The following is a 24,078-nucleotide window of genomic DNA, read 5'->3' as shown; positions in this document are numbered from 1 at the left end:
TATCTCAAGCTAAATCATGTTAAAATGAGGCAGTAAGAAATGGTAAGGGAGGAATGGACCTTGGGCTCACGTTTTAATCAGAGAGATCAAAAAAGAAAAGTAAATAAAATATATAATATTGCAATCACCATCGTTTCCATTTTAATCGTCATTGTTGCTGTCACCATTTTCTTAAGTGATGGTGGCACTGAATCAAAAAAAGCCACGACTGAACAAAAGCAAATCGCCGATAAACAGGGGAAAGTAGTGGACAAACCTGCTGGGAAAGAGGAAGAAACCGATTCAGGGAAGGAAGTGGCCGAAGAAGATAGTAAAGCAACAGAAGAAGATGGCAAAGCAACGGAGGAAGATACCGAAGAGAAGTCTGAAGATGGAACAGACCCAGAAAAAGCAGGGGATGCCAAACTTGTGGAAGTGGAAGGCAGCGGAGATGGCAATGTCGCGGCTACATATACGAGTGAGGGCTGGAAACCAGTTGGAACTGAACAATCCGGGGAACACACTACAAGCTTCCAAAAAGGCTCAGTCGATTGGAATGAAATGAGGAAGGCCATTGCTCTTGGAGCCGGAATCGATGAAGGAAGCATGAGACTTTGGTGGCTTCAAAACGGCGGTTCGCCTAATACGGCGATCGGTACCGTTTCTGAGGGGAACAGTCCAAAAACCTTCCGGGTCCATATCGAATGGGTGGACGGATCAGGTTGGAAGCCTGTAAAAGTCGAAGAGCTGAAAACAAACGATAAAAGGTAATGGATAAAAAAATATTAACGAAAAACCCCCGAAAGGAATTCCACTTTTCGGGGGTTTTTCATTGTGGTCACTTTTTTGCTTTAAAGTGTACGACTGCACTGTAAAAACGTCTGCCTTCCTCGCTTACATACATTTGATGTGATACGGATTGAACCTGAAGCATGATCGCTTTATTGATTTCAATTTGTGATTGAATTTTTTCCTCGAGGTTTTTAATGCTTTCTGCCTCGAAAAATTCTATTTTATCTTCGAATAAGTTTAAGTCTAGTTGAAAACTCATGACTGTTCCCCTCCAACATTTAGATACTGTTAGTTTAACACCAATCTGAACTGAATGAATGGATTTGCCTAAAAAACAAGAACTGTTTTTGTGTTTATTTCATATTATGCTGATAGGTTTTATTATCTAATCATAGGGACAGAGAAATTTATAGATTTATTTGAAGAATGGTCGAAATCGTATGATGATACGGTGGTGGACACGATATTGAGTATCAAGACGTTATTAAACATTTTGATAGGCTATTGGAAAGTTCACCAATTAGGCTTATGGTCACGTGCTACAAGGCAGGCGTAGGTACAAGGAATCTATTGAACAGCGGAAGCCTTTCCGCCGATTATTCTATATTGCATAAACCTCACTAAACTGGTAGGATAACTTAGAAAGGTATCCTGATATGACCGTCCTTCCTAACATCCATGAGTTGATTGGGGAGACGACGGTGATTTGAAATCACGCATTTCCGGTTACTGAATGAAGTCCGTATCTTTGGCTAACTGGAATACTTTAATCCGGGAGGAAACCAAGGGGATATGGATGGCATTTTTACCTATCTATATGGATGAAACGAATTTTGATAAGATCCATTCGATAAGCGATCGTGAAGCTTTTCCATATGGTGAAGGAATTGACGATTAAAGAAGGCCTGTTTGTCGGCAATTCTTTTGGCGCGGCATTTGCAGCGGCCATGAAGGAGGCAGCCAAGGCTTCAAGTGGGGGCGAATATCGTTGTGATATTCCCGGATTCCAGTGAACGATACTTTAGAAAAAAATTTATCAGGGTGGTATATAAAATGGGCAGAGAATTTATAGATTTATTTGAGGAATGGTCGAAATCGTATGATGATACGGTTGGTGGACACGATATTGAGTATCAAGAGGTTTTTAAACATTATGATAGGATATTGGACAGCGTCACCAATCGGGTTCATGGCCATGTGCTTGAGTTTGGCGTAGGTACCGGGAATTTGACGGAAAGGCTTTTGAAGAAAGGCCTGAAGGTATCGGGAATCGAGCCATCACCTGCCATGAGGGAAATAGCGGTAAGCAAGTTGCAAGGGAAAACAGAAATTGTAGATGGCGATTTTATCGATTTTCCGAAGCCGGAACAGGTTGATTCGATCGTGAGTACGTACGCGTTTCATCATTTAACCGATGAAGAAAAAGAAAAAGCGATAGCCAGCTATGGAAAGTTACTGAATACTGGTGGTAAAATAGTGTTTGCGGATACGATGTATCAATCCAGGGAAGCGCATGAACAAGCGATTTCTGATGCAAGGCAGGCGGGCTTTCATAATTTGGCGAACGATTTGCAAACGGAATATTATACGACGATTCCTTTTTTGGAAAAAGCACTTGAAGCAAATGGATATAAAGTGAACTTCGAGCGCTGCAATCAATTTGTCTGGATTATGGAGGCGGAAAAATTATAGGAAGAGGTTTTTACTAATGAAAGTAGCCATAATCGGAGCAATGGAAGAAGAAGTTACAATTTTACGTGATAAATTGGAAGGTTTGGAGCAGGTGACCATTGCCGGTTCCGAGTTCAATACAGGCACACTGAATGGTATCGAGGTCATTTTGCTTAAATCGGGAATAGGTAAAGTGAATGCGGCAATGTCCACTACGATCCTTTTAGAAAAATTCAAACCGGATGCGGTCATAAATACTGGCTCTGCCGGCGGTTATCATACAGCACTGAATGTCGGGGATGTGGTCATATCCTCGGAAGTTCGCCATCATGATGTGGACGTGACGATTTTTGGATATGAGTACGGTCAAGTCCCTCAGCTGCCTGCAGCTTTCATCCCTGATGAAAAACTTCTTGCAATCGCAGAAGAAGCAGCTAAAGAAATAGAGAATATGCAAGTGGCGAAAGGGCTGATCGTGACGGGGGATTCTTTCATGAATGATCCAGACAGGGTTGAATTCGTCAGAGGGAAATTTTCCGATTTATACGCGGTGGAAATGGAAGCGGCAGCCATTGCACAGGTAGCCTTCCAATTCAAAACACCATTTGTCATCATTCGTTCCCTTTCGGATATAGCAGGTAAGGAGTCCAATATTTCCTTTGATAAATTCCTGGAAACGGCGGCTCTACATTCAGCGGCACTGATATTGAAAATGGTTGAAAAAATGAAATGAATGATTAGTGATCAGCGGAAGTCTTTCCGCTGATTATTCTTTATTGCATAATTCTTATTAAATTGGTAGGATAACTATGAAAGGATGTCCGAATATGAAAGTCTTTAAAAACATTCATGAGTTGATCGGGGAAACGCCGATGATGGAAATAACCCATTTCCCGCTTCCAGATGAAGTCCGTATCTTTGCCAAACTGGAATACTTTAATCCGGGAGGCAGTGTGAAGGACCGGCTTGGTCAAGAACTTTTAGCCCAAGCGTTACAGACAGGGAAGGTGAAAAAGGGTGGGACAATCATTGAACCGACTGCCGGAAATACTGGGATTGGCTTGGCGTTGGCGGCAATAAACAGTGGAGTGGACGTGATATTTTGTGTTCCGGAGAAATTCAGTGCCGAGAAACAGGAATTGATGCGTGCCCTTGGGGCCAAAGTGATCCAGACCCCGACAGAGGAAGGAATGACAGGAGCGATTGCGAAGGCTAAGGAACTGCTGGCTGAAATTCCAGGATCTTATTGTCCTCAACAGTTTGCCAACCCATCCAATCCTGATGCCTATTATAAAACGCTGGGACCTGAAATATGGGAACAGATGGATGGCGATGTAGATGTGTTTGTTGCCGGAGCAGGAACGGGAGGGACATTCATGGGAACATCGCGATATTTAAAAGAAAAGAATGAAGCTTCTGTCAAAACGGTCATAGTCGAACCAGAAGGATCGATTTTAAACGGAGGCAACGCAGGACCCCATAAAACCGAGGGGATAGGGATGGAATTTTTACCTGCTTATATGGATGAGACGTATTTTGATCAGATTCATACGATAAGTGATCGTGACGCTTTCCATATGGTGAAGGAATTGGCGATGAAAGAAGGCTTGCTTGTCGGCAGTTCTTCCGGCGCGGCATTTGCAGCGGCCATGAAAGAAGCGGCCAAGGCTGACCGGGGGACGAATATCGTCGTCGTATTTCCGGATTCCAGTGAACGATACTTAAGCAAAAAAATTTATCAGGGAGGTATATAAAATGAGAAAAAAAACACAATTGATCCATGGCGGCATTTTTGGTGATGAAAAAACAGGCGCGGTTTCGGTGCCGATTTATCAAGTGAGCACCTATAAGCAGGATGGTCCGGGGAATCATCGGGGATATGAATATTCCCGTACGGGCAACCCAACCCGCCATGCCCTCGAGGAATTGATCAAGGACCTCGAAGATGGAGAAAGAGGATTCGCCTTCGGGTCAGGAATGGCAGCGATGACGGCGGTCATGATGCTGTTCAGTCAAGGTGATCATGTATTGATGACAGATGACGTTTATGGAGGGTCCTTCCGGGTCATCACGAAAGTTCTTAACCGCTTCGGGGTGGAAGCTACGTTCATCAATACGAGTGACATACACTCGATCGAAAAAGAGATCAGGGATAATACGAAGGCACTTTTCATTGAAACCCCGACGAACCCATTATTGAAGATCACTGATCTAGAGGCGGTATCAAAAATAGCTAAAGAAAACGGCATCCTCACCATTGTGGATAATACCTTCAGTACACCATATTGGCAAAATCCACTTACACTTGGAGCCGATATCGTGCTTCATAGCGCTACGAAGTACCTGGGGGGACACAGCGATGTTGTAGCGGGCCTTGTCGTGGTGAATGATGAAAAACTTGGCAATGATCTTCATTTCATCCAGAACTCTACAGGGGGCGTGCTAGGGCCCCAAGATTCATGGTTGCTAATGCGTGGAATTAAAACGCTGGGAATTCGAATGGAAGAACATGAAAAAAATACATCTCGTATCGTCCGTTTCCTATCCGGGCATGAAGGCGTTTCGAAAATCTATTACCCAGGTCTTGAAAACCATCCAAACCATGATATTGCAAAAAAACAATCGCGTGGCTTCGGCGGTATGGTTTCATTCGATGTCGGCAGTGCCGAAAAAGCCGAATCGGTTTTGAGTAAAGTGAAATTCTTCACACTTGCTGAAAGTCTAGGGGCAGTGGAAAGCTTAATTTCGATTCCGGCCTTGATGACGCATGCCTCGATTCCGGCAGAGCGCCGTGCAGAGCTTGGAATAACAGATGGGTTGATTCGTATTTCAGTTGGTCTGGAAGACGTTGAAGACTTATTGGAAGACTTGGAACAAGCGCTAAAAGGATAAATCGGAAGAGGGACCGCTTCATAGCTTGCTGCCATTATTTACACCCTGTCATTTGGAATGAATATGGTAAAATGAGATATCGATATCTTATTAGCTTGAAAGAAGGTGGAATGGCATGAAAAACCGCAAAAAACAAACGGCTGCAATGCTGCGTTCGAAAATGGTCGATTTTAAACAATTTGCGATCACCTTGCTATGTGCCGGCTCGTTCTTCTATTTAGGAACCATCCTTCCCACTGGCGACAAAGCGATGATTGACACATATGTCTATATGGGAGCGACAATAATGTTCCTTGGCATATCCATAGTATTTTTCCGATTATCCAAAAAATATAAAAAGACCCTGGCGGAAATGGATGACCAGGACTCTTTACAACAATAGAAAAAAACCTGATTCTTTCAAGAATCAGGTTTTTTTGTTTATCTTATTGCCCGTTATATGGGTAGATATATCCTACCCATTGCCTCATTTAAGTGATAATGGCTAAGTGGAAATAGGAAGAAAGAAAGAAATTTCAAAAAAATGGGCAAAAGCCGTTTACAAATATCGAATTTGTGGATATACTTACCAGGTAATATAAAATATTCCAAAGGGAGGTCGAGGAAAATGAAATTGTATTTATATGGAATCGTCACAAATCAGATCAGCCGGTCCGTTTCAAATAACAATCACATACCATTCGACCTGTGCCAAGCGGAATATTTCTAAAGCAATTTGGCTTTATTAATCATTCAGACATAGCGGCCGCAGGGAGAAGTGTTTTATCCTGCGGCCTTTTTATATTTAAAAAATCCCGCAGGAGGACGTAACTTTCTGCGGCCTTTTTATGCCTTTTTGTTGGGCCGCTCCCTTAAAGGAGGTGATATTATGACACTGAATATGCTTTTCTTCACCATCACGATTAAATTGAAAAAAATGACTGCCGAGGAATGTTTGCAACAGGAGAGAATCCACAAGATCCGAGAAGAACATCTAGATAAAGCGCTGAAGCATCGTCCTTTTTTCTAAAGAGATATGAGGTTGGTATTCCATAAATGATTTTTAAGAAAGGTGGGAGGGTAATATGGATAAATTGGTATATGTAAAAGGAGAGAAGCGTTGCTATTGGCAGGAGAAGGATACCGGCTAACGGGTTTGCCGACGTTTCACAGTATAGACATGGTTTGTATAAAAAAATGTTCACCTAAACAGCGGAAAAGGATGTTGGAAACATGATGAATCGCGGTGAGGAGTGATCCATCATGTTCTCAATGCAGATGACGCTAATTTACACTGAGGTCATCGGAACTGAGATATCCGTAAATGTTTCCGTTGAGCCTATCATCCGCTGAAATGAATATGTAAAAGGGGAAACTCGGCACTCTGGCCGAGTTTTTTTCTTTGTTTGCATCAGCAGCACGGACCTGGTCCGCCATAACCAAACCCACATCCCGGGAACCACCAAAACCCGAAAATGAGCAATAAAATCAAGAGGACAATAAACAGGCCATAACTAAACAAGTAACCGGATCCTTCACAACAAGGTGCAGGAGGCGGATAACCATAGCTGCAACCGTATGGTCCAAAGTTATATCCCATCCTAAAACCCTCCTTTCCTTAAAAATTCACTTTCATTATATGTACGTTAGTATTCGTCCGTTTGAGAATTCACCCATTCTGGTTTGAACATTTAATACTTCATGATTTCTTTCAGTGGGACAGACACGTACAAGCCCACAGTTGCATAGGTATGAATAGGGAAGCAAAGAAACGGGGGATGAAACCAATGCCCGGAATACTTACAGCTGTCGGCTATATTATCAAAGAATTTTACTTATTAGTTTCCTATGTGAAAAACAACGCTTTTCCCCAGCCCTTGTCATCTCAGGATGAAAAGAAATATCTGAAGCTTATGAGTGAGGGAGATGGTGATGCCCGTAACATCCTGATCGAGCATAATCTCAGGCTTGTTGCCCATATCGTCAAGAAATTCGAGAATACGGGCGAAGATACAGAGGATTTGATTTCAATAGGAACAATTGGTTTGATAAAGGCCATTGAGAGTTATTCGGATGGGAAGGGTACGAAGCTGGCCACATATGCGGCGCGATGCATTGAGAATGAGATCTTAATGCATTTACGAGCGACTAAGAAAACGAAAAAAGATATTTCCCTGCATGATCCAATCGGTCAGGATAAAGAGGGAAATGAAATCAGTTTAATCGATGTACTGAAATCGGAATCGGAAGATGTCATCGATACGATTCAGCTTAATATGGAAATTGAAAAAGTGAAAAAGTATATTGATATTTTGGATGAACGGGAAAAGGAAGTCATTGTCGGCAGGTTCGGACTGGATTTAAAAAAGGAAAAAACCCAGCGTGAAATCGCTAAAGAGCTTGGCATTTCCCGCAGTTATGTATCAAGGATCGAAAAGCGTGCCTTGATGAAGATGTTCCACGAATTTTACAGGGCAGAAAAAGAGAAGGAAAAGAAAGCAAAAGGATAGGAATGCTAAAATTAAAAAGAGTGCGGGGGAATTCCCCTGCACTCTTTTTTTTTAATATTTATTTCTGATCATATCTGCAAATGCATGATAAATCTCGATCCCCTGAAAAAGGAACATACGTGAAGCGGTTAAAGAAAATACCCCTATCATAATAAGTCTGAACCACATATTAATCACTCCTCGATTTTATTTTTTTTATAAAATGTCAGAGTGTGTGGCAACGTAATTCGCCTGAAAAAAAACTGGACTGAGATATCGTCGGCGAAGATTTGAATGAAAATAAAGGAAACTTAAAATGGAAAATTCAAAAATGATAATAATGATAATGGACTGCCAGGAACTAAGGAAAGGGACGAAAGGCAGTTTCTTGTCGGCCTTTTCCCAGTGATGAACATCAATGTGCTCTTCAAGGGTTAGCTGCTGTCCATGATGATGGAACTGTATCGGCAGTGTCCATAGAATTAGGACGATAGCAGACAAGTGGATAAAGAATTTCATACAATCAACCACCCCTTTCCGAAGAATATATTCATCATATCATGCTTTTATTGCGGGATAAACAAAAATGTTCTGAAGTATACTGAAAATTCTTTTAAATTAGAAAAATATTGAATAAAGCTCTATAATAGGATTATTGATAAAAAGGGGGCAATGCAGTATGGGATATTCTTTGACGTGGGATTTGGATATCTTTTTTAAAGGGGGAAGCTCTTCTAAGGAGTTCCTGCTTTTCTTAAATGAAATTAACGAAGAGGTAGGGGAATTGGACCGGCTTGTTAGCAAAATCAATCCAGAAGGAAACGATGGTGGAAGTTTAATCCAGGCATTTGATTTTTTTAAAAATACAAATATGAAATCGTCTCAGGCAGGTGCTTTCATCGGATGCCTGGAAGCTCAAAATGCGCAGGATAAAAAGGCAGGTCAGCTGCGGATCAAACAAATGAAGATAGTCGCTTCACTAAAAATGGTGTTAAGCAAGCTGGATGAAAAGTTGATACAGCTTGATGATGCGTTTTTTAAAAAAATCCTTGAAAAAGAACCTTTGAATGAATTGAAATTCGTATTGAACGAACGTCGGGAACGGGCAAAGGAAAAGCTTTCAGTTAAGGAAGAATCATTAATCACTCAATTGTCCATGGACGGTTTCGAAGGCTGGAGCCAAATGTATGATACGATCGTTGGTTCAATGACTATCCCTCATAAGGGTGAAAATCTTTCTGTAGGCCAAGCGGCGAATAAATTTTCGGATCCTGATGGAAAGGCCCGGAAAGAATTATTTACTGCTTGGGAACAAGCTTGGGGGGGGAAAAGTGACCTTTTTGCCCGGACTTTGAACCACCTAGCAGGATTTCGTCTCAGTGTGAATGATAAAAGGGGCTGGGATGATATTTTGAAGCAGCCTCTGGAAATAGGGAGGATGAAAAAAGAAACCCTCGAAAGCATGTGGAATGTAATTGCCGATCATAAGGAGCCGCTTGTGCGATTTTTGCAAAGGAAAGCAGAGTTACTTGATTTGGATAAATTAAGTTGGGCGGATTTGGATGCACCGCTCGCTGTTACAGCAGAATCCAAAGTAATGGATTATCAAGAAGGTGCAGACTTCATCGTTCAGCAATTCTCTAAATTCGGCTCTCAATTAGCACATTTCGCCCAAAAAGCTTTTGAGGACAGCTGGATTGAAGCGGAGGACAGACCAGGTAAAAGGCCAGGCGGTTTTTGCACGGGCTTTCCTTTAAATAAGCAGTCAAGAATTTTCATGACGTACTCGGGTACCCCTTCAAATGTATCGACATTGGCCCATGAATTGGGGCATGCGTTCCATTCTTATGCGATGAGGGAAATCCATCCATTGAACCGATCATATGCAATGAACGTAGCTGAAACTGCCTCTACTTTTGCTGAAATGGTCGTATCGGATGCTGCCATGAAGGAAGCGGCAAGTGAGGAAGAAAAGCTGGTTCTTTTAGAAGATAAAATTCAGCGTTCCGTAACATTATTGATGAATGTCCATGCCCGTTTCTTATTCGAGACAAGATTTTATGATGAGAGGAAACAAGGATATGTCAGTGCCGAACGATTGAATGAACTGATGGTTGATGCACAAAAAGAAGCTTATGGTGATGCATTAAGTGATTATAATCCAACGTTCTGGGCTTCAAAGCTTCATTTCTATATTACAGATGTACCATTTTATAATTTTCCGTATACATTCGGCTACTTATTTTCTTTAGGCATTTACGCGAATGCCCTGAAAGAACCGGCAGGATTCGAAGAAAAATATATCGCCCTATTAAAGGATACTGGTTCGATGAAGGTCGAGGATTTGGCGGACAAACATTTAGGCGTCGATTTGACGACCCGGGATTTTTGGGAAGAAGCTGTTAATGCCTGTATGAAGGATGTAGAAGAATTCATGCGTTTGACCGATCCGCTTGTCCGAAAGGCATAAAATAAGTTTAGGGTGAATATGAACAAAAAAAGCGGATGTCCGAGTTAAGGACATCCGCTTTCTTATTTAAACTTTCTTTAGTTTAAATGGACTGACCATGAGTAATGATAATATAATCATGAGGGATAAGAAAAAGACCGGATGAAAATACGGGATAGCGAGAAAACTTAAGGTAGCGATGCAGCCTGCAACTGTAATGGGAACTCCTGTAAAATATCCATTGCTTTCACTTATATTGAAGCGGGCGAGGCGAAATGCGCCACAGCCAATATAGAAAACCGTGAATAGTGTGCCAGGTGCCCCGAATTCTATTAATATTCCTTGGTATAATAATAGGGCTGGTGCGACGCCAAAAGAAATGATGTCACACATGGAATCAAGTTGCTTACCCAATTCCGATTCAATGTTAAACTTTCGTGCAACCATTCCGTCAAAGCGATCTGCAAGGGCAGCCAAGAAGATTAAAAGCAGGCTTAAATTCAATTGGCCATGCATCACGGCAATTATCGCAAATCCACCAAGGGATAAATTAATTAAAGTAAGTATATTTGCTGTTTGTGCTTTCACTTTTTTAATGGTTTGATCTAGGGCGTGTAATAAAAACATCTTTTCACTCCTTTCAAATGAAACAAAATAAAACAAAATATAATAAACATAAGTATTTATTATATAATAATATTTTATTTAACACAATTTATGCAAGTAATTTTTGAATAATTTTACAATTTGGAGTGGTTTTATTTGTATCAGTCTTTGTATCGCATTCTTATTGAACTGACGAATGGTCGGTATTCATCAGGTTTATTAAAGCATTTTAGCCAATCTCGTTGGAGCAGGCCCTTGATTTTACTATATGTAAAAACTTTCAACCTTAATCAACAAGAATTTGGTAAGGATTTAAAAGGGTATACGAATCTTCATGAGCTATTTACAAGGCAGTTAAAGGCGGACGCCAGGCCTATTACGGCAGCTCCTTCTGCAGTGGCTTCTCCCGTCGACGGTGTACTCGAGGATTCAGGGGAGATACGCGCTGATAAAAAGATCGTCGTTAAGGGAAAGGTGTATTCAATGGAGGAGATGCTCGGGGATGAGCTTTTTTTGGAAAAGTACTTAGGCGGCAAATATCTCGTGTTATACTTAAGCCCGAGTCATTACCACAGGATCCATGCACCAATCAAGGGCTCCGTGGTCAAACGCTGGACTCTTGGAAGGAAATCGTACCCCGTTAATAAATGGGGAATGAAATATGGAAAAGAGCCTTTGGCAAAAAATTATCGTACAATAACTGAACTTAAAAATGAAGCGGGAAGTCTGGCAATGGTGAAAGTCGGAGCCATGTTCATAAATTCGATCGTCATTACTGATGAATCGGATGAATTGGAAAAAGGACAGGAATTTTCTTATTTCAGCTTTGGGTCGACAGTGGTCCTTCTTTTTGAAAAAGGCAGTTTTGAACTTGAAGGAAACATAACCATCCCCGCTGATGTCCGTGTCGGTGAAACAATCGGATTCATGAGACCCGTCTAACTTCAATGAAAAATAAGAAGGCTGACATTTGATGTCAGCCTATGTATTTCATATTAGAATATTGATCGGATTTTATGTGTTAAGGATCTTCGATGAATTTCCGTTTCTATGAGGCGGATGAAATCGGTACTTAACTTTAAATTCTGCGCTTTAAAATAGGATTCCAGCAACAGGTCATCAGATAGTTTTTGCATCAGAACGCCATATACGGCTGCTCACCTCCAGTAGGGATTGCGAGGAATAATTTGGTGTTTACCTGCATATATTGATAAGTCTTCCTTGATGTACCCCTACTGTATCAGAAATAAACTTGGAGAACAATCGTTCTGTTATCCACAGTTAAAAGTGGATAACCTGTGGTTAAGTTGTTTACAAGGTGAGCGAAATGATGCACATCAGTATGGATAATGTTAGTAAAGTTATCCACAGGTTGGATAAATGAAATTTTTGTCGAAATCTTTTAGGAATAATTAGTTCTTTGGGTCTGGTTTACCTGCTAATTTCCCATTCTTTAATAAAAAATGACTTTCCATATCAGAAAACATACATTATGATGTTTTTTTACCGTCAGACCTTCTTTCCTAATTTTTTTTGAAAGTGAGCCGAAAATTCGATATGATGGAGACGGTAAATTTTAATGAAAATATAGAGGTGCAATATGCTTAAATTATTTTTGCCGAGTGAACATGTTAAAAGCATTTTTAATATAGATCCTCAAGAATTGAAAAAAAGAGGGATAAAGGGAGTTATCACCGATTTGGATAATACTCTCGTTGAATGGGACAGGCCAACAGCTACCCCCGATTTAATCAAATGGTTCGACAATATGCGGGATCATGGGATTTTAGTGACGATTGTGTCCAATAATAATGAAAAACGGGTTCGGTCTTTTTCCGATCCGCTTCACATTCCGTTTATCTTCCAGGCCAGAAAACCGATGGCAAGAGCCTTCCATAAAGCCCGTAAGACGATGGGATTGAAGTTAGAAGAAACGGTGGTAATCGGCGATCAATTATTGACGGATGTATTGGGAGGGAACAGAGGCGGGTTCCATACGATCTTAGTGGTCCCTGTTGCGCAGACCGATGAATTCAGAACGAAGATCAATCGTTATTTTGAAAGAAAGATCATGGCGTTTTTTAAACGAAAAGGAATGATAGAATGGGAGGATCACAATTGAACAATCATCAAGAATTAGTGTGCATCGGCTGTGGTGTGAAGGTCCAGACGGAAGATCCGAAGGAGTTGGGCTTTGCCCCTAAATCAGCCCTGGAAAAAGAGAGCATCGTCTGTCAGCGCTGCTTTAAATTGAAACATTATAACGAAGTTCAGGATGTGTCCTTAACTGACGACGACTTCTTGAAAATTTTGAATAAAGTAGGCGAAACCGATTCTTTAATCGTCAAAATCGTCGATATTTTTGATTTCAATGGAAGCTGGCTTCCGGGCCTGCATCGATTTGTCGGAAGAAATGATGTTCTTTTGATCGGTAATAAGGTCGACTTATTGCCTAAATCAGTAAAACCGAACAAGTTGATCAATTGGATGAAGCAATCGTCCAAGGAATTGGGGCTTAACCCGATTGATGTCCTGCTTGTCAGTGCGGAAAAGGGAAAACACATCCTTGAAGCGGCTGATGCGATTGAGCGGTATCGCAAAGGTAAGGATGTCTATGTCGTGGGCTGTACGAATGTAGGAAAATCGACGTTCATCAACCGTCTTATAAAAGAAGTGAGTGGTGAAGGTGATATCATCACGACATCCCACTTCCCAGGCACCACCCTGGATATGATCGAAATTCCTTTGGATGATGGACAGGCTTTGATCGATACACCAGGTATCATTAATCATCATCAAATGGCTCATTATGTGGACAAACGGGACTTCAAGGTGATTATGCCGAAGAAGGAAATCAAGCCGAGAGTGTACCAACTGAATGAAGGGCAGACACTATTTTTCGGTGGATTGGCCCGGTTGGACTATGTCTCAGGCGGAAGGCGTTCACTCACTTGCTACCTTTCGAATGAATTGAATATCCACCGTACGAAATTGGAAAATGCCGATGAATTGTATAAAAACCATGCCGGGGAATTATTGACGCCCCCACGCCCTGAACAAATCGAGGAGTTTCCGAAGCTGATTCCACATGAATTTTCCTTGAAAGATGGTAAAATGGATATTGTGTTTTCTGGACTTGGCTGGGTTACGGTCAATGAGCCAGGAGCGAAAATCGTTGCACATGTCCCTAAGGGTGTCAATGTGATCGTTCGTAAATCATTAATCTAATATAGGGGTCGTCTAGTCTATGAAAAAGATATATGGGGTAATGGGAGATCCAATTGCACATTCGATGTCCCCGGACATTCATAATGATGCATTTGAAAAAGAAAATATAGAAGCGGTTTATCATCATTTTCATGTGACGAAAGAAGGTTTGAACGATGCCGTGAAAGGCATGAAAGCCCTTGGTATAGAAGGGTTTAACATCACGATTCCTCATAAGACGTCAATCATCCCTTTCCTTGATGAAGTGGATGAACTGGCCCTGGCAATCGGGGCTGTAAATACGGTTGTTAACAAAAATGGTCGGTTTATAGGGTATAATACAGACGGAAAAGGATTTTTCAAATCTTTATGCGATGAAATATCAGGTGACATTAAGGCTAAAAAAACGTTAGTGATCGGAGCGGGCGGTGCTGCGCGTGCGATTTATTTTACTCTTGTTAAAGAAGGGGTAAAACAAGTTGATATTGCAAACCGGACAAAGGAAAGAGCGGCCCAGCTTGTTTCTGATTGCCCGTATGATAAAGTATCGAAGGCACTCACGATTATCGAAGCGGAAGAAAGCTTATCACAATATGATTTAATCATCCAAACGACTTCTTCTGGAATGAGTCCTGAATTGGACCATTCACCGTTGAAGGTCGACCAGCTTAAAACCGGTGCAATCGTCAGTGATATCATCTATAACCCTCTGCAAACCAAGCTGCTGCTTGAAGCGCGGGAAAAAGGGGCGGAAACGCAAAATGGTCTGGGGATGTTCATCAACCAGGCTGCGCTTGCATTTGAGATATGGACAGGCGTTATGCCGGATACAGCAAGAATGACAGAGATTGTCTTGAACAAACTAGGAGGTAACACATGTTAACAGGAAAACAGAAAAGATTTTTACGATCAAAGGCCCATCACCTCAATCCAATTTTTCAAGTTGGTAAAGGCGGGGTCAATGATAATCTCATCAAGCAAATTGGTGAGGCGCTTGAAGTACGTGAATTAATAAAGGTCAGCATCCTGCAAAACTGTGAAGAGGACCGCAATGATGTGGGACGTTCTTTATCAAAAGGTGCAAGAGCGGAATTGGTTCAGATTATCGGCAACACAATTGTGCTGTATAAAGAATCAAGAGAAAACAAACAACTTAAATTACCTTAAGGAACCTATCTATGAAAAAAATTGGAATTCTTGGCGGTACATTCAATCCTCCACATATTGGGCATTTAATAATAGCGAATGAAGTGTTGGATGCCCTTGAGCTAGATGAAATTAGATTCATGCCAAATCATGTTCCTCCCCATAAAGAAAAATCGGAGGAAGTAACCGATATGGACAGGCTGGCTATGTTGGAAAACGCGATAGCCGGAAACCCATCTTTTTATATTGAAGGTATTGAAATAGAAAGAAAAGGCACATCTTATACGTATGATACGATAAAATTGCTGAAAGAACTTGAGCCAACCAATGAGTTCTATTTCATAATTGGCGCAGATATGATTGAGTATTTACCGAATTGGCACCGTATTGACGAGCTGGTGGACATGGTCAATTTCGTTGGGGTGAAGCGCCCCGGTTATAATGAAAAGACCGTATACCCAATCACGATGGTGAAAGTCCCTCAGATGTTCATTTCCTCTTCCATGATACGGAGGAAGCTAAGAACGGGGAAAACCGTGAAATATTTAATAGCAGATCCAGTGGTGAAGTATATTAAAGGGAATGGTTTATATGAATCGTGAGAAAGCATTGGTGCTCGTCAAAGAACAAATTACCGAGCGCCGGTACATTCATACCTTGGGCGTGGTCGGATCAGCGATTGAACTTGCTGAACTGTATGGTGCCGACGTCAAAAAAGCAGAATTGGCAGCAATTTTTCATGATTATGCAAAATTTCGTCCAAAAGAGGAAATGAAGCAAATAATAATCGCTGAAAAAATGGCGCCGGAGTTACTTGATTATGATATGGAGCTGTGGCATGCTCCAGTCGGGGCTTTTCTCGTGAAAAAGGAAGCGGGTATCACTGACATAGAAATATTGGATGCGATTGCCTATCACACGTCTGGCAGGGTTGGCATGAGCCTTTTGGATAAGGTCATATACCTTGCTGACTATATTGAGCCGGGACGTTCTTTCCCTGGAGTCGACGAAGTCAGGCTGACAGCAAAGCGAAATTTGGATCATGCTGTCATTCAGGCTTTAAGGAATACAGTTGTTTTTTTAATGAAAAGAAATCAGGCAATTTACCCTGACACATTTAAGACATATAATGATTTGATCATGAATTTGAAGGAGAAGATGTAATGACTGAACGTGAACTTCTTGTAATTGCAGCAAAAGCGGCAGATGATAAAAGAGCGGAGGATATCGTAGCATTGAATATGCAAGGTATTTCCCTTGTAGCGGATTACTTTTTGATCTGCCACGGTAATTCTGAAAAACAAGTACAAGCAATAGCTCGTGAAATGAAGAGCAAAGCTGATGAATCAGGAATCAATGTAAAACGTCTTGAAGGTTTTGACGAAGCGAAATGGGTGCTTGTGGATCTTGGCGATGTAGTGGCCCACATTTTCCATAAGGATGAAAGAAACTATTATAACCTTGAACGTTTATGGGGAGATGCACCTTTTGAAGATCTAGAGAGTGAACTGACTCCATGACTTATGAACGCTTTGCCTATGTATACGATGAATTGATGAAGGATGCACCCTATGAAAAATGGCTGCTGATCCTTACGGCGAAGCTGGAACAGTACGGAATTGGTGGAAGGAACGTCCTGGATTTAGCTTGTGGAACCGGGGAAATGACCGTTGAATTGGCACAACACGGATTTGAAGTCACCGGCGTGGATTTATCTGATGAAATGCTTCTTGTTGCCAATGAAAAAGCGGTGAGGCTTGGATTATCGATTCCACTTTTCCAACAGAATATGGCAGAACTCGAGGGACTTGGTCAATTTGACTGTGTCACGATTTTTTGTGATTCGCTGAACTACCTTCGCGACGAGGCGGATATAGTAAAAACGTTCAGCAGGGTTCATGAGCATTTAAAGGATGGCGGATTATTCTTGTTCGATATCCATTCGATTTATAAAATGGAAAAAATCTTTCATGATAATACGTTTGCTGTCAATGATGAGGAAGTATCCTATATATGGGACTGTTTCCCGGGGGAAGAACCTTACAGTGTGGAACATGATTTAAGTTTTTTCGTGAGGGACGATGAAAGTGGTCTGTACGACCGTTTTGATGAGTTGCATTATCAACGGACCTATCCGGTTGAACAATACAAAAAGTGGTTGAAGGAAGCAGGTTTTACGGTTTCTGAAATACTGGCGGATCTTGAAGAAGCACCGCTTGTAACGGAAACCGAAAGAATCTTGTTTGTAGCCAGTAAATGAAAGAAGAGGTCAAGATCCCCGTTCGTACATCCCTGTACGAGTGAAGGTCTAACCTCTTCTTTTTTTTATTTTTAGAAGGAAATGAGATATATGTTACGAATATTAATAAGGATGGCCGAACTGCTTCTCAACTTCGTGAAGATCCTCTGCAAACTTTTCATGTGTCGCTTGAAAAAGATGATGGAACATTTCCCCGGTTTCAGCTTCTAAAACCTTGATCCCCTCACCCGTTATTCCACCCTTTACACAAACCTTTTCCTGCAAGGTCGGCAATGTATAAACTCCTTTACCAAGCAGTTCCCCTAAGCCAACCAGCATGTTTTCAGTCAAAGTCGTAGCGGTTTCTTTATCTATCTTCGTCGTTTGGCAAGCCGCGTCAATAAAAGCTTGTGCTAAATAGCTGAAGAAGGCAGGACCGCAGCTGACGATATCGGAAGCTACCCGTGTAATATCATTTTCAATAATGACCGGTGCCGATATGGCGGAGGCCAAATCAAATAAAGCTGACATTTTCTCCTTACTGCAGCTCTCACTGAAACTCAGTAACGATACTCCTGAACCCACACGGTTCGTTATGCTCGGTATAAAACGGGCACAGGGGGCATTCACTGCCGATTCAAGCTGGGAGACTGAAACAGGACTTGTGATGGAAATAACCAGCTGATCCCTTTTTATATGATGTTTGATTCCCTGCAACAGGCTATCTATTTGTAATGGTTTTACACAGATAAAAATAAAGTCCGCTTGCTGGACGATTTCGGCAGCGCTCTCCGCAACCCTGATACCAAGGTGTTTTTCTTTCAGCGTCAATGCTTTGGAAATTGTTCGATTTGTAATGATTAGATCAGCCGGATTCAATATTTTTGCCTCCAGCCACGCCTCGATTAAAATGGTCCCCATATTGCCGGTTCCGATTACACCGATTTTCTTCAATGCCGATCAACTCCTCTCACTTAAGCGATTGATTCTCCTAGAAACCCTATGTATTTTTAATCTGTCCTATGACAATGTATTGTGCGAAAACTAACAAGGAGGAAAATGAATGGGAAAAATTTTAAAAAAGAAAATGGCGATGATTACCGTTGCGTTGGTATCTGGGGCAGCAGGAGTTTACTTTTTTTTGCAACAAGGGAAAGGTCCGGTTGATACGGAAGATATATTTGCTGTTACGGCAAATGAAGATAAAATTGAACAAAGTGAAAATGAAACGCCTGCCGAACCAGTAATCATTAAAGTGGATGTTAAAGGAGCGGTGCAGGCCCCAGGCTTATTTACGGCCCAGGCAGGTGACCGGGTAATCGATTTGATCACAGATGCGGGCAGTTTTACGGACAAGGCCGATAAGGATAAAGTGAACTTTGCCCAAATCGTTGAAGACCAAATGGTCATCTATGTACCGGAAATAGGTGAAGAAGACAAGGGAATCTTGGAGGATATACAAGTCGGTCCGCCTGGTAATGCCGCCGCTAAGGGGCCGTCAGGGAGACAGGTGAACTTGAATACAGCTACGCAGGAAGATTTGGAAACACTGACGGGAATTGGACCATCCAAAGCGATTGCGATCCTGGAATACAGGGAAAAAGTGGGGAAATTCAAGCAAGTAGATGAATTGAAGAAGGTATCGGGAATCGGCGATAAAACGTTTGAAAAGTTACAGGATTCCATTTCGGTGCAATGAATGATTGAATTTGCTACACAAATGGACAGGAAGAGGGTAAAATTGAAGAAAATCATTCTAGGGAGTAAGGGGATACATCATGAACAGGATTAGTTGGGATCAATATTTCATGGCGCAAAGCCATTTATTAGCTTTAAGAAGCACATGTACACGCCTCGCTGTAGGAGCGACGATCGTCCGGGATAACCGGATCATTGCGGGAGGATATAATGGGTCCATTGCAGGAGGGACGCACTGTATTGATGATGGCTGTTATGTAATTGATAATCATTGTGTCAGAACGATACATGCTGAAATGAATGCACTTTTACAATGTGCGAAATTTGGAGTGCCAGCTGATGGGGCAGAAATATATGTGACACATTTTCCATGTCTTCAATGCTGTAAATCACTCATCCAAGCTGGAATCAAAGCTGTTTATTATGCGGAGAATTACAAAAACCATCCATATGCCCTGGAGTTATTTAAACAGGCTGGTGTCAAGACAGAAAAGGTCGAAGCGAAAGGGGCCATAGATGTTAATGGAAAAGAGAAAAAGGACTTTGTGTTCTCGTTGCTAGCCCAACTTGAACGAACAGGTCTGGGAAAAGAAGCTGTATTGGAGCTGGAAAAGCAGGCCAAACAGATATTTGACAATTAAATAGGACGGGGGGGCAGGCATGGCTAGACACCTTATCTTATTAGCCGTTTCGGCTACATTTGGGGTTTCGGCCCATTCATTTTTACATGTAGGGCAGCTGATCATTATCCTTATTTTTCTCTGTTTCCTTTATTTATCAGTCGGGTTGAGCGTAAAGGCCCTTAGCCTTCATTTAGTGCTCATGGGGATTTTCTTAGGGGCTGCCTCTTTCTCCGATCACCGGAACAACTCTGTATATCATGGAACGGAAAGTCGATTCATCATCACATTTACCGATCCACCGAATATTGATGGAAATTCATTAAAAGGATTCGTTGGCAGTGAGAAAGGCGAGCGGCTAATGCTTCGTTATAACATCACCACCGAACAAGAAAAAGCAAAGCTTAGCCAGCTTCTGCGAATCGGTTTATCATGTCCGGCCAAAGGGAATTTGCAAGTTCCCGACAAAAACAGGAATGAAAACAGTTTCGATTACCAGCGTTATCTTTTGCGCCAAGGCACACATTGGATATTTAAAGCAGATTCCATTTCATTTCGAGAATGCCAAGAGGTTGGAAACTCGATTGTAGTTTCGATTCGTAATTTGCGAATGAAGGGAATTACGTATATTAGTAAACACTTTCCGGAAGAATCGAGCGGTTTTGTCAAAGCTCTCATATTCGGCGACCAGACAGATATAGATGAAGTCGACCTTACTAATTATCAGCGGTTGGGTCTGGTTCATTTACTGGCGATTTCCGGTCTTCATGTAAGTTTTTTAACGGGAATGTTATTTTATCTTGGCATCAGGGTTGGAATTACAAGGGAAAATATGATGGTAGCCATTCTAATTTTCCTTCCAATTTACATGATACTTTCAGGTGCTAGCCCATCAGTGGTTAGATCGTGTTTAATGGCTATGCTTTTCTTTTTACTCCTGCTGTTCAAAAAGCGAATCTCGGCGGGTGCCACAATTGCATCGGTTTACATGGCACTGTTGTTTTTTAAGCCTAATATGCTCTATGATATAGGCTTTCAGCTTTCATTCGCAGTCACTTTCTCCATTATCATGTCCTCAAGCATTTTCTTACAATACCCGCAAAAAACGATGCAGCTATTTATCATCAGTTCCATATCCCAATTGGCTGCCCTTCCCATTTTACTATTTCACTTTTTTGAAGTATCTTTTCTTGGCGTGTTCTTGAACGTATTGTATATTCCTCTTTATTCCATCATCTTGCTGCCATTTTCACTGATTACCCTCTTCATTCATTTATTGCTACCTTCCTTGGGGCAACCCCTCATATCAATTTTGAACTTCACTTTCATACTCTCTAATAAAGCCGCGGATGCGGTATCGGATTTGCCCCTTGCATCCATTACGTTTGGAAAACCGCCTTTCATCATGATGACATTACTTGTTATTTCCCTTTTAGGGTTATACCTGACTTGGGATGAATCTTTTGAAAAATGTAAAGTCTGGTGCGGAATCATGATTGTCCTTTTGCTTTTTCAATATAATTTACAAAGGTTCTCACCTTTTGGTGAAGTACAGATAATCGATGTTGGACAAGGTGACTCCATTTTAATTATCCTGCCGTTCAATCGCGGTAATTATCTGATTGATACGGGAGGGCAAATTACATTTCCAATCGAAACATGGGCAAAAAGGAGAAAGAAATTCAATACGGCGGATGATATCATTATTCCATTATTGAAAAGTAAGGGAATCCAGCACTTGGACAAACTGATTTTAACTCATGCAGATTCAGATCATATGGGAAGTGCAAAGGAATTAATTGAAAATTTCAAGGTGAGGGAGATTGTTATTGGAGGCTGGAGTGAAGAGCATTATCGGGATTTGGATTTTGTGTCCATTGCAAGAGATAAAAAGATTAAAATGACGGTTACGAAGAGGGGGGATCATTGGGCAGTGGGCGAAGCTGCGTTTTCCGTGCTAAGTCCATATGAAAAAGAAGAGGATAAGAATGATTCCTCGATAGTTCTATTAGCAAAGCTTGGGGGATTGTCATGGCTATTGACTGGAGATATGGGAGAAGAGGGGGAAAGGGAACTGTTAAGCGCATTTCCGCAGCTGCAGGCGGATATCTTGAAGGTTGGTCACCATGGCAGTAAAACATCTTCTTCCACGCCCTTCCTTGAACAGCTACAGTCGAAAGCTGCGCTTATTTCAGTTGGAAAGGATAATCGCTACGGTCACCCTCATGGAGACATAATTGGAAATCTGGAGGGAAATGGCATTAAAGTGTTCAGGACGGATGAGGATGGAGCTATTATTTACAAGTATTATAAAAGTAAAGGAACCTTTCGGAAGACTCTTCCATAGTATGTAGAAAATCAATAAGAAAGAGACTGCAACGGCAGCCTCCTTCAGGAAAAATAAGTGCATGTAGTAAATGAAATCAGGATCCGACAGCTTTAATGACGACAGCTATGGTGAACATGGCGGCGAAAAATACAAAAGAACCGATGAATCCCATAGCGGAATCAGCGACGTCATCTGTTTTTGATTGGACATTCTTTTCGAATTCGTTCATTGTTTACCCCTCCTATTTCTGCTAATAGTATAAAACATTACCAAAAAAAAATCTACAGGCTACACTTCTTCATTTCCTTTACTGACAAGAGTTGTCACAAATAGTTTGGGATTTTGAGGTCAAAATAAAAGTACAAACAAAGCAAGCGAAAAAGCAAAGCTCGATTTTTGAATTCTACATGAATACTTTACCCGCTTTCAAGGGAGATTACCCGGGCCTTTCTTGAAAGTGTTCATATAGATCCGGAATTAGCCCTTTAGAGGGCTAGTTCCCTTTATAGCTTGTCAAATGGTCCATCCACCTATACCATTAGAGAAGAATACATAAAAAAGAGGCGGATTCTATTGGTATTAGACGTATGGAAAAGTATAAAAAAAGGGCAATTCGCGCCAGTATACATGTTATATGGAACGGAGGCCTATCTAATTAATGAAACGAAGCAGCTATTGATCGAGAATGTCCTTCACGAAGATGAGATGGATTTTAACTTTTCTCAATTTGATTTGGAAGAGACGCCTGTTGAAACAGCGCTTGAAGATGTTGAAACCCTCCCATTTATCGGGGAAAGGCGTCTAGTTTTCATGCAAAACCCATTTTTTCTGACAGCTGAAAAAACGAAATCAAGAGTTGAACATAATGTGAAAAGGCTTGAAGCCTATTTGGCTGATCCCGTTCCTTATTCTATTGTCGTGTTGACCGCACCTTATGAGAAACTGGATGAACGGAAAAAAGTCACCAAGGAACTGAAGCGTAAGGCGGTTCTCGTTGAGGCAAAGAAGCTTGGTGACCATGAATTAAAGGGGTGGGTGAAGGAGCGGGTCGCAACCTCTTCCGTCCAAATAGATGAACAAGCTACAGAGCTTTTACTTGAACTTGCAGGAACGAATCTGATGATGCTGACAAATGAATTGGATAAAATGGTGCTTTATGCTGAAGCTGATAAACACATTACGGTCGAGGTAGTGGAAAAGCTGGTCGCTAAATCCCTTGAGCAGAATATCTTCACGCTTGTTGACCATGTTTTGCAGCGGAAGATGGAGAGTGCCATGACGATTTTACACGATCTTCTCAGGCAGAATGAAGAGCCGATCAAGATATTGAGTGTTATGGCGGGACAGGTCAGGTTAATGTATCAGGTGAAAGAGCTTTCACGTCAAGGCTATAGCCAGCAAAAAATTGCAGGACAACTGAAGGTGCACCCCTACAGGGTAAAGCTGGCACTTGAAAAGACGGGAAAATTCCAGGAACGCGAGCTGTTGAGCATCATGAACGACTTAGCGGAGGCGGATTATAAAATGAAGACTGGACAGGCAGATAAGGCGATAACACTTGAATTGCTGCTCTTGAAAATTAGATGATAAAAAAGGTGGCAGAAACCCTGTCACCTTTTTTGAACAAAAAAACACGCACAAAAAAAACGATCCAATTGGATCGTTTAATTTTTTGTCATTATGCGTTAAGAGCGTTAAGTCTTTTCGCTAAACGAGATTTTTTACGGGCTGCCGCATTTTTATGGATTAATCCTTTAGATGCAGCTTTGTCTAATTTCACAGCAGCTGTTAATAGAGCTTCTTTAGCAGCTTCAACGTTTTCACCAGCTAATGCAACTTCAGCATTTTTCACTGTAGTACGCATAGTTGATCTAACAGTAATGTTATGAACGCGTTTTTTGTCGTTAATTTTTACACGTTTAATAGCAGATTTAATGTTTGGCATTCCGTTCACCTCCTACAAAGAAATCGAGATTATATGA

The 24,078-nt window shown here is 41.4% G+C and carries 31 protein-coding genes; 23 read left to right on the top strand and 8 right to left on the bottom strand.

All coding sequences use genetic code 11. The annotated features are described in order from the left end of the window. Positions 1-60: 60 nt before the first annotated feature. The gene (locus UP17_RS16945; RefSeq protein ID WP_061464145.1) at positions 61-750 is read left to right on the top strand and encodes a YrrS family protein; all 690 of its coding nucleotides are present in this window, start codon (positions 61-63) and stop codon (positions 748-750) included. A 67-nt stretch (positions 751-817) separates the two neighbouring features. On the opposite strand, the gene UP17_RS16940 is transcribed toward UP17_RS16945, so the two are convergent. After that, positions 818-1,030 carry a DUF2536 family protein gene (locus UP17_RS16940; protein WP_061464144.1) on the bottom strand — a complete coding sequence of 71 codons (213 nt, stop codon included), beginning with the start codon at positions 1,028-1,030 and terminating at the stop codon, positions 818-820. A gap of 628 nt (positions 1,031-1,658) precedes the next feature. Here UP17_RS16940 and UP17_RS29585 point away from each other — a divergent pair. From UP17_RS29585 to UP17_RS26800, 7 genes are all read left to right on the top strand, one after another. Beyond that, entirely contained in the window at positions 1,659-1,784 is a 126-nt protein-coding gene (locus UP17_RS29585; protein ID WP_318681100.1) for a hypothetical protein, read from the top strand. Between the two features lie 40 nt (positions 1,785-1,824). After that, on the top strand, positions 1,825-2,463 hold the full coding sequence (locus UP17_RS16935; RefSeq protein WP_061464143.1) for a class I SAM-dependent DNA methyltransferase: 639 nt from the start codon (positions 1,825-1,827) through the stop codon (positions 2,461-2,463). 16 nt (positions 2,464-2,479) lie between these two features. Continuing rightward, positions 2,480-3,175 (top strand): 5'-methylthioadenosine/S-adenosylhomocysteine nucleosidase, encoded by a 696-nt coding sequence (gene mtnN / locus UP17_RS16930; RefSeq protein WP_061464142.1) that lies wholly within the window; start codon positions 2,480-2,482, stop codon positions 3,173-3,175. Between the two features lie 94 nt (positions 3,176-3,269). Then, complete coding sequence (locus tag UP17_RS16925) at positions 3,270-4,196, top strand: PLP-dependent cysteine synthase family protein (RefSeq protein WP_061464141.1); 927 nt, start codon at positions 3,270-3,272, stop codon at positions 4,194-4,196. Between the two features lies 1 nt (position 4,197). Further along, positions 4,198-5,334, top strand: a complete 1,137-nt coding sequence (locus UP17_RS16920; protein ID WP_061464140.1) for a bifunctional cystathionine gamma-lyase/homocysteine desulfhydrase — start codon at positions 4,198-4,200, stop codon at positions 5,332-5,334. Positions 5,335-5,449: 115 nt separating this feature from the next. Continuing rightward, positions 5,450-5,716, top strand: coding sequence for a YrhC family protein (locus UP17_RS16915; protein ID WP_061464139.1), 267 nt, complete (start codon positions 5,450-5,452; stop codon positions 5,714-5,716). Between the two features lie 486 nt (positions 5,717-6,202). After that, positions 6,203-6,343, top strand: a complete 141-nt coding sequence (locus UP17_RS26800) for a YrzI family small protein (protein ID WP_081108862.1) — start codon at positions 6,203-6,205, stop codon at positions 6,341-6,343. 381 nt (positions 6,344-6,724) lie between these two features. On the opposite strand, the gene UP17_RS27760 is transcribed toward UP17_RS26800, so the two are convergent. Continuing rightward, positions 6,725-6,913, bottom strand: a complete 189-nt coding sequence (locus UP17_RS27760) for a hypothetical protein (protein WP_141133596.1) — start codon at positions 6,911-6,913, stop codon at positions 6,725-6,727. Between the two features lie 187 nt (positions 6,914-7,100). Here UP17_RS27760 and sigK point away from each other — a divergent pair, with 187 nt between their 5' ends. Then, positions 7,101-7,823 (top strand): RNA polymerase sporulation sigma factor SigK, encoded by a 723-nt coding sequence (sigK, locus tag UP17_RS16910; RefSeq protein ID WP_061464138.1) that lies wholly within the window; start codon positions 7,101-7,103, stop codon positions 7,821-7,823. A 195-nt stretch (positions 7,824-8,018) separates the two neighbouring features. On the opposite strand, the gene UP17_RS16905 is transcribed toward sigK, so the two are convergent. Then, entirely contained in the window at positions 8,019-8,321 is a 303-nt protein-coding gene (locus UP17_RS16905) for a hypothetical protein (protein ID WP_061464137.1), read from the bottom strand. 160 nt (positions 8,322-8,481) lie between these two features. Between UP17_RS16905 and UP17_RS16900 the strand changes: the two genes are divergently transcribed. Further along, positions 8,482-10,272, top strand: a complete 1,791-nt coding sequence (locus UP17_RS16900; RefSeq protein ID WP_061464136.1) for a M3 family oligoendopeptidase — start codon at positions 8,482-8,484, stop codon at positions 10,270-10,272. Between the two features lie 66 nt (positions 10,273-10,338). Here the strand turns inward: UP17_RS16900 and pssA are convergent, their stop codons facing one another. Beyond that, positions 10,339-10,878, bottom strand: coding sequence for a CDP-diacylglycerol--serine O-phosphatidyltransferase (pssA, locus tag UP17_RS16895; RefSeq protein ID WP_061464135.1), 540 nt, complete (start codon positions 10,876-10,878; stop codon positions 10,339-10,341). Between the two features lie 135 nt (positions 10,879-11,013). On the opposite strand from pssA, the gene UP17_RS16890 reads away from it, so the two are divergent. Continuing rightward, positions 11,014-11,799 carry a phosphatidylserine decarboxylase gene (locus tag UP17_RS16890; RefSeq protein ID WP_061464134.1) on the top strand — a complete coding sequence of 262 codons (786 nt, stop codon included), beginning with the start codon at positions 11,014-11,016 and terminating at the stop codon, positions 11,797-11,799. A 53-nt stretch (positions 11,800-11,852) separates the two neighbouring features. Here the strand turns inward: UP17_RS16890 and UP17_RS26795 are convergent, their stop codons facing one another. Further along, entirely contained in the window at positions 11,853-11,993 is a 141-nt protein-coding gene (locus tag UP17_RS26795) for a sporulation histidine kinase inhibitor Sda (RefSeq protein WP_034311351.1), read from the bottom strand. 464 nt (positions 11,994-12,457) lie between these two features. Here UP17_RS26795 and UP17_RS16885 point away from each other — a divergent pair, with 464 nt between their 5' ends. From UP17_RS16885 to UP17_RS16850, 8 genes are read left to right on the top strand one after another with little or no spacing between them, the layout of a single operon-like run. Beyond that, positions 12,458-12,979, top strand: coding sequence for a YqeG family HAD IIIA-type phosphatase (locus UP17_RS16885; RefSeq protein WP_061464133.1), 522 nt, complete (start codon positions 12,458-12,460; stop codon positions 12,977-12,979). After that, on the top strand, positions 12,976-14,085 hold the full coding sequence (gene yqeH, locus UP17_RS16880) for a ribosome biogenesis GTPase YqeH (protein ID WP_375166213.1): 1,110 nt from the start codon (positions 12,976-12,978) through the stop codon (positions 14,083-14,085). The genes UP17_RS16885 and yqeH overlap by 4 nt, the downstream gene beginning before the upstream one ends. A 19-nt stretch (positions 14,086-14,104) precedes the next feature. Next, positions 14,105-14,947: a shikimate dehydrogenase gene (aroE, locus tag UP17_RS16875; RefSeq protein ID WP_061464131.1), complete on the top strand. Its 843-nt coding sequence runs from the start codon at positions 14,105-14,107 to the stop codon at positions 14,945-14,947. Further along, positions 14,941-15,231, top strand: coding sequence for a ribosome assembly RNA-binding protein YhbY (gene yhbY / locus UP17_RS16870; RefSeq protein ID WP_061464130.1), 291 nt, complete (start codon positions 14,941-14,943; stop codon positions 15,229-15,231). Before aroE ends, yhbY begins: the two co-directional genes overlap by 7 nt. A gap of 11 nt (positions 15,232-15,242) precedes the next feature. After that, positions 15,243-15,812, top strand: a complete 570-nt coding sequence (locus UP17_RS16865) for a nicotinate-nucleotide adenylyltransferase (protein ID WP_061464129.1) — start codon at positions 15,243-15,245, stop codon at positions 15,810-15,812. Next, complete coding sequence (gene yqeK / locus UP17_RS16860; RefSeq protein WP_061464128.1) at positions 15,802-16,374, top strand: bis(5'-nucleosyl)-tetraphosphatase (symmetrical) YqeK; 573 nt, start codon at positions 15,802-15,804, stop codon at positions 16,372-16,374. Before UP17_RS16865 ends, yqeK begins: the two co-directional genes overlap by 11 nt. Beyond that, positions 16,374-16,730 (top strand): ribosome silencing factor, encoded by a 357-nt coding sequence (gene rsfS / locus UP17_RS16855; protein WP_057218744.1) that lies wholly within the window; start codon positions 16,374-16,376, stop codon positions 16,728-16,730. Before yqeK ends, rsfS begins: the two co-directional genes overlap by 1 nt. Then, positions 16,727-17,470 (top strand): class I SAM-dependent DNA methyltransferase, encoded by a 744-nt coding sequence (locus UP17_RS16850; protein ID WP_061464127.1) that lies wholly within the window; start codon positions 16,727-16,729, stop codon positions 17,468-17,470. The genes rsfS and UP17_RS16850 overlap by 4 nt, the downstream gene beginning before the upstream one ends. Positions 17,471-17,572: 102 nt before the next feature. Here UP17_RS16850 and comER read toward each other — a convergent pair whose 3' ends face one another. Then, positions 17,573-18,403 carry a late competence protein ComER gene (comER, locus tag UP17_RS16845; protein ID WP_284149536.1) on the bottom strand — a complete coding sequence of 277 codons (831 nt, stop codon included), beginning with the start codon at positions 18,401-18,403 and terminating at the stop codon, positions 17,573-17,575. Between the two features lie 109 nt (positions 18,404-18,512). Between comER and UP17_RS16840 the strand changes: the two genes are divergently transcribed. The 3 genes from UP17_RS16840 to UP17_RS16830 all read left to right on the top strand — a co-directional run bounded on the left by UP17_RS16840 (position 18,513) and on the right by UP17_RS16830 (position 22,114). Then, a complete protein-coding gene (locus UP17_RS16840; protein WP_061464126.1) occupies positions 18,513-19,148 on the top strand; it encodes a helix-hairpin-helix domain-containing protein in 636 nt (211 codons plus the stop codon). 79 nt (positions 19,149-19,227) lie between these two features. Beyond that, entirely contained in the window at positions 19,228-19,788 is a 561-nt protein-coding gene (locus UP17_RS16835; RefSeq protein ID WP_061464125.1) for a ComE operon protein 2, read from the top strand. Positions 19,789-19,807: 19 nt separating this feature from the next. Beyond that, on the top strand, positions 19,808-22,114 hold the full coding sequence (locus tag UP17_RS16830; RefSeq protein ID WP_061464124.1) for a DNA internalization-related competence protein ComEC/Rec2: 2,307 nt from the start codon (positions 19,808-19,810) through the stop codon (positions 22,112-22,114). Positions 22,115-22,190: 76 nt separating this feature from the next. On the opposite strand, the gene UP17_RS26790 is transcribed toward UP17_RS16830, so the two are convergent. Next, positions 22,191-22,325, bottom strand: coding sequence for a YqzM family protein (locus tag UP17_RS26790; RefSeq protein WP_081108861.1), 135 nt, complete (start codon positions 22,323-22,325; stop codon positions 22,191-22,193). A gap of 344 nt (positions 22,326-22,669) precedes the next feature. Here UP17_RS26790 and holA point away from each other — a divergent pair, with 344 nt between their 5' ends. Continuing rightward, positions 22,670-23,683: a DNA polymerase III subunit delta gene (gene holA, locus UP17_RS16825; protein WP_061464123.1), complete on the top strand. Its 1,014-nt coding sequence runs from the start codon at positions 22,670-22,672 to the stop codon at positions 23,681-23,683. A 91-nt stretch (positions 23,684-23,774) separates the two neighbouring features. On the opposite strand, the gene rpsT is transcribed toward holA, so the two are convergent. Next, entirely contained in the window at positions 23,775-24,041 is a 267-nt protein-coding gene (gene rpsT, locus UP17_RS16820; RefSeq protein ID WP_034308554.1) for a 30S ribosomal protein S20, read from the bottom strand. Between the last annotated feature and the right edge of the window lie 37 nt (positions 24,042-24,078).

It is taken from the genome of Peribacillus simplex, assembly GCF_001578185.1.
In the GTDB taxonomy this organism is placed as follows: Bacteria; Bacillota; Bacilli; order Bacillales; family DSM-1321; genus Peribacillus; species Peribacillus simplex_A.
Note: the sequence above shows the minus strand (reverse complement) of the source record. Positions and strands in the feature narration are given on the sequence as shown.